The following is a 6,655-nucleotide window of genomic DNA, read 5'->3' on the forward strand; positions in this document are numbered from 1 at the left end:
AGGTGCGAGTGAGACTAACCGCGGTGAGATAAATGCTTAAGTGGTTATTACTGCCTGTACTTATGCTATTGCGCCAATACTGTTACACACCATTATAAGGAGAATTCTGTGTTACAAGCTCTGTTAGATTCAAAGGATTTTTTAGCGCTCACCTTAGCCCATCCTGAACAGTTCGATGGCGAATTTTCATTTAACTTAGGCGATCATACTCAAGTGGAAGTGTGGGATACCGGTGTTATTGTTTTCGAACCAATACAGAATGAAGGAAAAGATATTGTGCTTTCCTGCGGTGTTCACGGTAACGAGACCGCGCCCATTGAACTCTGCAATAGCTTAATTAAACAACTTCTACAGCAAAAGATCATCGCAAAGCAGCGCACTTTATTTCTCATTGGTAACCCATTAGCGATTAATAACGGCACGCGGATTATTGACGAAAATATGAATCGTCTATTTAGTGGTGAGCATTCCAATCCACCAGGGTTAGTGAACCCTGAGCGAGTACGCGCGAAAAAACTCGAAGCCTATGTCGATCGTTTTTATACTACGGTTGCCGATGGACGTCAGCGCATCCATTATGATTTGCACACGGCGATGCGCGCCTCGAAGCATGAAAAGTTCGCTATCTATCCCTATCGTCCAGGGCGCGCCTTTAGCGGCGAGCAAATTATGTTTTTAGCCGCAAGCGGCGTCGATACGGTACTTTTTCACCACGAACCAACCACGACGTTTAGCTATTTTTCCTCTGAACGTTACGGCGCCGATGCTTTCACCATTGAGCTTGGCAAAGTGTATCCCATGGGGCAGAACGACATGACGCGTTTTATCGCGACCCATGAAATGTTCATGCGCTTGATCATCGCTAAGCCGTTGGAGCTAGATGCATTTGATGCTGATAAGGTTAACTTGTACCAAGTGTGCCGCGTTATCAATAAACATTTCGATGATTTTGAATTTACCTTCGCAACTGATGTCGAAAACTTCAGATCTTTCCCGAAGGGCTTTGTTTTAGCGCGGGAAGGTGGGCAAGAAATTAAAGTGGAGCACGAGTTTGAGTCTGTCGTGTTCCCTAATGCCAAAGTGCCTATTGGCAATCGCACTGTGATTTGCCTGATCCCTGCGGTGAATGCGGACGTGCGTTAGGCTTGTAAAGCAATATATACATGCGTGGCAGGGATAACTTGTGGTTTGAGCTATGCCAATGGTTGATAGGTAGTTTACGTTAACGTAACGTAACGTAACGTAACGTAACGTAACGTAATGTTCGTCGGGCATATTCGTATAAACAGACGCATCAAAACGCTTTGATGCGTAATGAGATAACAAGAGCACAATATGAGCAAAGCAACACTCAACACTGATACAGTGCACCGTGTCGGCTTCTTGGATAAGGCATCGCTACACATTCCTATCCTTCGAATTCTACAAGCCGACGGCACCACTTATGAAACCGCGGTTTTGCCTGTGATAGATGAAACCTTAGCCACTAAAATTTACGATACCTGTGTATTCACTCGGGTACTTGATGAACGTATGCTTGGCGCCCAGCGTCAAGGGCGCATCAGCTTCTACATGACCTGTACGGGTGAAGAAGCGGCGATTGTCGGCAGTGTGGCCGCACTCGATCAAGAAGATGTGATCCTCGCGCAATATCGCGAGCATGCGGCGCTGCGTTATCGCGGCTTTACCACTGAACAGTTTATGAATCAGATGTTCAGTAACGAGAAAGATCTTGGTAAAGGTCGACAAATGCCAATCCATTACGGCAGTGCGGCATTGCATTATCAAACGATTTCTTCACCGTTAGCCACGCAAATCCCGCAGGCGACCGGTGTGGGCTACAGCTTAAAAATGCAAGGTAAGCGCAAAGTCGCGGTTTGTTATTTTGGCGAAGGCGCTGCATCGGAAGGGGATTTTCATGCTGGCCTAAACATGGCCGCGGTACTGAAATGCCCAGTGATTTTCTTCTGTCGTAACAATGGCTACGCCATTTCAACCCCAACCGAAGAGCAGTTTGCCGGAAACGGTATTGCGAGTCGCGGTGTGGGTTATGGCATGCACACTATTCGTGTTGACGGCAATGACATGCTGGCCGTGTTAGCCGCAACCCAGCAAGCTCGCGCTTATGCGATTGAGCATAATGTCCCTGTGCTGATTGAAGCCATGACTTACCGTCTCGGCGCGCACTCTTCTTCAGACGATCCCTCTGGTTATCGCTCGAAAGATGAAGAAGCCAAGTGGCAGCAACACGATCCGGTTAAACGCTTCAAATTATGGCTTATCAACAAAGGTTGGTTGGCTGAAGCGGATGATGTGAAATTGCATGAGAAATATCGTGAAGAAGTATTGGCTGCAGTAAAAGTGGCTGAAAAAATTCCTGTGCCTATGCTGGATGAAATTATTGAAGATGTGTACGACAAGCCGACGCCAGTGCTGAAAAAGCAACTTGCCGATCTTAAAGAACATATCAAGAAATATCCGCAAGCCTATCCAAAAAGTGCAGGGAGACTATAAGCCGTGGCTGAAATGAATATGTTACAGGCCGTCAATGAGGCCTTGTCGATTGCCATGCAAGCCGATGAACGCATGGTGGTTTTTGGTGAAGATGTGGGCCACTTTGGCGGGGTATTTCGCGCCACCTCCGGTCTTCAAGAAAAATTCGGTCGCGCTCGCTGCTTTAATACGCCGCTGACAGAGCAAGGTATTGCCGGTTTTGCCAATGGTTTAGCCTCAAATGGCATGACCGCCGTGGCTGAAATTCAATTCGCCGATTATATCTTTCCGGCGTTTGATCAAATCGTCAACGAGTCAGCTAAATTCCGTTACCGTAGCGGTAATGAGTTCGATGTCGGTGGATTAGTGTTCCGTACGCCCTATGGCGGCGGCATCGCGGGCGGACATTATCACTCACAATCACCTGAAGCCTATTTTACCCAGACGCCGGGGTTAAAAGTCGTTGTACCACGTAACCCAGAGCAAGCCAAAGGCCTGCTGTTGGCGTCAATCCGTGACAAAAATCCGGTGATCTTCTTTGAGCCTAAGCGTTTATATCGTGCATCGGTTGGCGAAGTGCCAGCGGGCGATTATGAAATTGAACTGGGTAAGGCTGAAGTGGTTCGCGAAGGTAAAGACATCACCTTAGTGGCGTGGGGCGCGCAAATGGAAATCCTTGAAAAAGCCGCCGACATGGCCGCTAAAGAAGGGATCTCCTGTGAAGTTATCGATTTACGCACCTTGTCACCCTGGGATATTGATACTGTTGCCGATTCAGTCAAAAAGACCGGACGTTTACTGGTCAACCATGAAGCGCCATTAACCGGTGGCTTTGCTGGTGAGATAGCGGCGACGATTCAGCAAGAATGCTTCTTGTATCTAGAGTCGCCCATCAGCCGCGTTTGTGGTTTAGATACCCCGTACCCACTCATTCATGAAAAAGAATACATGCCAGATGCATTCAAAACGTTTGAAGCCATCAAAGCATCAGTGACCTTCTAGGAGTCCGGTATGATTAAAGATTTTATTTTGCCGGATATTGGCGAAGGTGTTGTGGAGTGTGAGTTGGTTGAATGGCTTGTCAAAGAAGGCGACACTGTCGTTGAAGATCAGCCGATTGCCGATGTCATGACAGACAAAGCCTTAGTGCAAATCCCTGCGCCTTTTGCGGGCGTGGTCACTAAGTTGTATTACGCGAAGGGCGATATTGCGAAAGTGCATGCGCCGCTTTATGCCGTACAAATTGAAGGTGCCGTTGAAATCGCGGGCGAATCTGTTACGGCTGAACCTGCTGCAGCTGCGACAGCTGCGACAGTTGCAAAGGCTGCTGAGCCAGTGGCAGTCACGAACGCGACCACGTCATCCAGTTCGTCTGTCAGCATTGAAGAATTCTTGCTACCAGATATCGGCGAAGGCATAGTTGAATGTGAGCTAGTCGAATGGTTGGTGAGTGAAGGTGATTGGGTTGAGGAAGATCAACCGATTGCCGACGTGATGACAGATAAAGCACTGGTGCAAATTCCTGCCATTAAAGCGGGTAAAATTGCCAAACTGCATTATCGCAAAGGTCAGCTAGCTAAAGTACATGCGCCTTTATTTGCCATTGAAGTTGAACAGACGGCTTCTGCACCTGCGGCAACAACAAACACAGATACTGTGGTCAATGCGGCACCTGCAGCGCAGGCTGTGAGTGCAGAGCCTGCTCGCCAAGGTAAAGCCTTAGCCAGCCCCGCAGTTCGCCGTATGGCGCGGTCGTTAGATATCGATTTGAGCCAAGTACCTGGTACAGGAAAGCATGGCCGTGTGTATAAGGAAGATATCACCCGCTTCCAACAAGGCGCGAGCAATGTTTCTGCTCCAAGTGTGGCTCAGGTAAAAGAGGCGCCAGTTCAAGCGACTCAAACATCTCAAACCCAAGTTCCAACATCTACAGTGACTCAACGCGCTGACGCGGTTGAGCCGATTCGCGGCGTAAAAGCTGTGATGGCACGCATGATGGTGGAGTCTGTGTCGAGCATTCCGCACTTTACCTATTGTGAAGAGTTTGATTTAACAGACTTAGTAGCACTGCGTGAAAGCATGAAGGTTAAGTATTCGTCAGATGAAGTGAAGCTGACCATGATGCCTTTCTTCATGAAGTCGATGTCGCTCGCGTTAAGTCAGTTCCCTGTGATGAACAGTCAAGTGAATGCGGATTGCACTGAACTAACTTACAAGGCACGTCACAATATCGGCATGGCGGTGGATTCTAAAGTCGGTCTCTTGGTGCCCAACATCAAAGATGTGCAGGATAAGAGCATTTTAGAAGTGGCGGCAGAAATCACCCGCCTGACCCAAGCAGCCCGCAGCGGCCGCGTGGCGCCAGCGGATCTGAAAGACGGCACGATTTCCATCTCTAACATTGGCGCCTTAGGTGGCACAGTAGCAACGCCTATTATCAACAAACCTGAGGTGGCGATTGTGGCCTTAGGTAAGTTGCAAACCCTACCGCGATTTAACGCGAAAGGGGAAGTCGAAGCTCGCCAAATTATGCAAGTGAGCTGGTCAGGTGACCATAGAGTGATCGATGGCGGTACGATTGCTCGCTTCTGTAATCTGTGGAAACAGTATCTTGAGCAGCCTCAAGAGATGTTATTAGCGATGCGCTAAGCCGCTGGCACGAATAACTGACACTAAAAGGACGCTAAAAGCGTCCTTTTTTATTTGCTTTGCACAAATGGGTTAATCTTTTGATCCCGATTACGTATAATTCCCGAACGTAGTTATCCTGATGGATGTGTTATGAGTCAGTTAGCCCCCAGCCCATTTGCTCCAACAATAGAAACCATTGATTACCCGTTTCCGCCTAAACCAGTGCCTTTGTCCGATGCGCAAAAAGCCGATTACAAGGCGCGTATCAAACAACTGCTCATTGAAAAAGATGCCGTTCTGGTTGCCCACTATTATACCGATCCTGAAATCCAAGCCCTTGCCGAAGAGACTGGCGGCTGCGTTTCAGACTCCTTAGAAATGGCGCGCTTTGGCCGCGATCATCCAGCAAAAACCTTAATCGTTGCTGGGGTCAAGTTTATGGGCGAAACCGCCAAGATTTTAAGCCCAGAAAAAACCATTTTAATGCCGACCTTAGAAGCCACTTGTTCATTGGACTTAGGTTGCCCAATCGATAAGTTCAGCGCTTTCTGCGACGCGCACCCAGATCATACTGTGGTAGTTTACGCCAATACCTCGGCTGCGGTTAAAGCGCGCGCCGATTGGGTGGTGACATCGAGCATTGCCCTTGAAATCGTTGAGCACTTAGACAGCGAAGGCAAAAAAATCATTTGGGGACCAGATCGTCATTTAGGCAGCTATATTGCCAAGCAGACGGGCGCCGACATGTTGATGTGGCAGGGCGATTGTATCGTTCACGACGAGTTTAAATCGAACGCGTTGCGCGATATGAAAAGCGTTTACCCAGATGCGGCTATTCTTGTGCACCCTGAGTCGCCAGCCAGTGTGGTGGCAATGGCCGATGCGGTTGGCTCAACCAGTCAGTTGATTAAAGCAGCGCAGACCATGCCGAATGAGCGTTTTATCGTGGCAACCGATCGCGGCATTTTTTATAAAATGCAGCAGGCGGCGCCAGGTAAAATTTTAATTGAAGCGCCAACGGGCGGAAATGGCGCAACCTGTAAGAGCTGTGCCCACTGTCCTTGGATGGCGATGAACGGTCTACAGGCCATTGAAGCGTCACTCGCCGACAGCGATAAAACCACCCATGAGATTTTTGTGGATGAAGACTTAAGAGTTAAAGCGCTGATCCCGCTGACGCGCATGCTTGATTTTGCCAAGACACTGAATATGAAAGTGAAGGGTAATGCCTAAGCCCATTATTTAGCTTTTCTTCAGCCTAATAAAAATCCCTACCATAGCGTCTGTCTCTTGATCACATCTTTTGCTCAAGAGACAAGGCTAGCTGGTAACCTTCAAGGATGGTTTGCAGTTTAAACCATCCTTGCCATAACCTTTCCCAGCCTACAATTCCGCTTCGTTTGCTGTCATTCCAGCCCGCGAGTTTTCCTAATCTTAGATAAGCCCAATGCACACTGGGGACTTGTTCGGGCGGTTGGCTTTTTTCCGTCTTTAGCCATAACAACTTCCAGGCCAATGGGCTTAACAGGCT

At 48.4% G+C, this 6,655-nt stretch carries 5 protein-coding genes and 1 pseudogene; 5 read left to right on the forward strand and 1 reads right to left on the reverse strand.

The window, feature by feature from the left end:
- Positions 1 to 108 precede the first annotated feature (108 nt).
- From astE to nadA, 5 genes are all read left to right on the forward strand, one after another.
- Positions 109 to 1,143 (forward strand): succinylglutamate desuccinylase, encoded by a 1,035-nt coding sequence (gene astE, locus L5L98_RS14615; RefSeq protein WP_263141972.1) that lies wholly within the window; start codon positions 109 to 111, stop codon positions 1,141 to 1,143.
- 192 nt (positions 1,144 to 1,335) lie between these two features.
- Positions 1,336 to 2,514, forward strand: coding sequence for a thiamine pyrophosphate-dependent dehydrogenase E1 component subunit alpha (locus tag L5L98_RS14620; RefSeq protein WP_263141975.1), 1,179 nt, complete (start codon positions 1,336 to 1,338; stop codon positions 2,512 to 2,514).
- 3 nt (positions 2,515 to 2,517) lie between these two features.
- Positions 2,518 to 3,495, forward strand: a complete 978-nt coding sequence (locus L5L98_RS14625; RefSeq protein WP_028759982.1) for an alpha-ketoacid dehydrogenase subunit beta — start codon at positions 2,518 to 2,520, stop codon at positions 3,493 to 3,495.
- Positions 3,496 to 3,504: 9 nt separating this feature from the next.
- Positions 3,505 to 5,142, forward strand: a complete 1,638-nt coding sequence (locus L5L98_RS14630; protein WP_263141979.1) for a dihydrolipoyllysine-residue acetyltransferase — start codon at positions 3,505 to 3,507, stop codon at positions 5,140 to 5,142.
- Positions 5,143 to 5,274: 132 nt separating this feature from the next.
- The gene (gene nadA, locus L5L98_RS14635) at positions 5,275 to 6,357 is read left to right on the forward strand and encodes a quinolinate synthase NadA (protein ID WP_028759980.1); all 1,083 of its coding nucleotides are present in this window, start codon (positions 5,275 to 5,277) and stop codon (positions 6,355 to 6,357) included.
- 61 nt (positions 6,358 to 6,418) lie between these two features.
- On the opposite strand, the pseudogene L5L98_RS14640 reads toward nadA, so the two are convergent.
- A pseudogene (locus L5L98_RS14640) lies at positions 6,419 to 6,655 on the reverse strand (IS4 family transposase); the annotation flags it as partial.

This window comes from Shewanella sp. SM23 (assembly GCF_025654295.1).
GTDB classification, from domain to species: domain Bacteria; phylum Pseudomonadota; class Gammaproteobacteria; order Enterobacterales; family Shewanellaceae; genus Shewanella; species Shewanella oncorhynchi.

What these genes read in the sequence shown, in the direction of transcription:
- L5L98_RS14620 (WP_263141975.1), top strand. Translation starts at nt 1,336, where the DNA reads ATGAGCAAAGCAACACTCAACACTGATACAGTGCACCGTGTCGGCTTC.
- L5L98_RS14630 (WP_263141979.1), top strand. Translation starts at nt 3,505, where the DNA reads ATGATTAAAGATTTTATTTTGCCGGATATTGGCGAAGGTGTTGTGGAG.
- nadA (WP_028759980.1), top strand. Translation starts at nt 5,275, where the DNA reads ATGAGTCAGTTAGCCCCCAGCCCATTTGCTCCAACAATAGAAACCATT.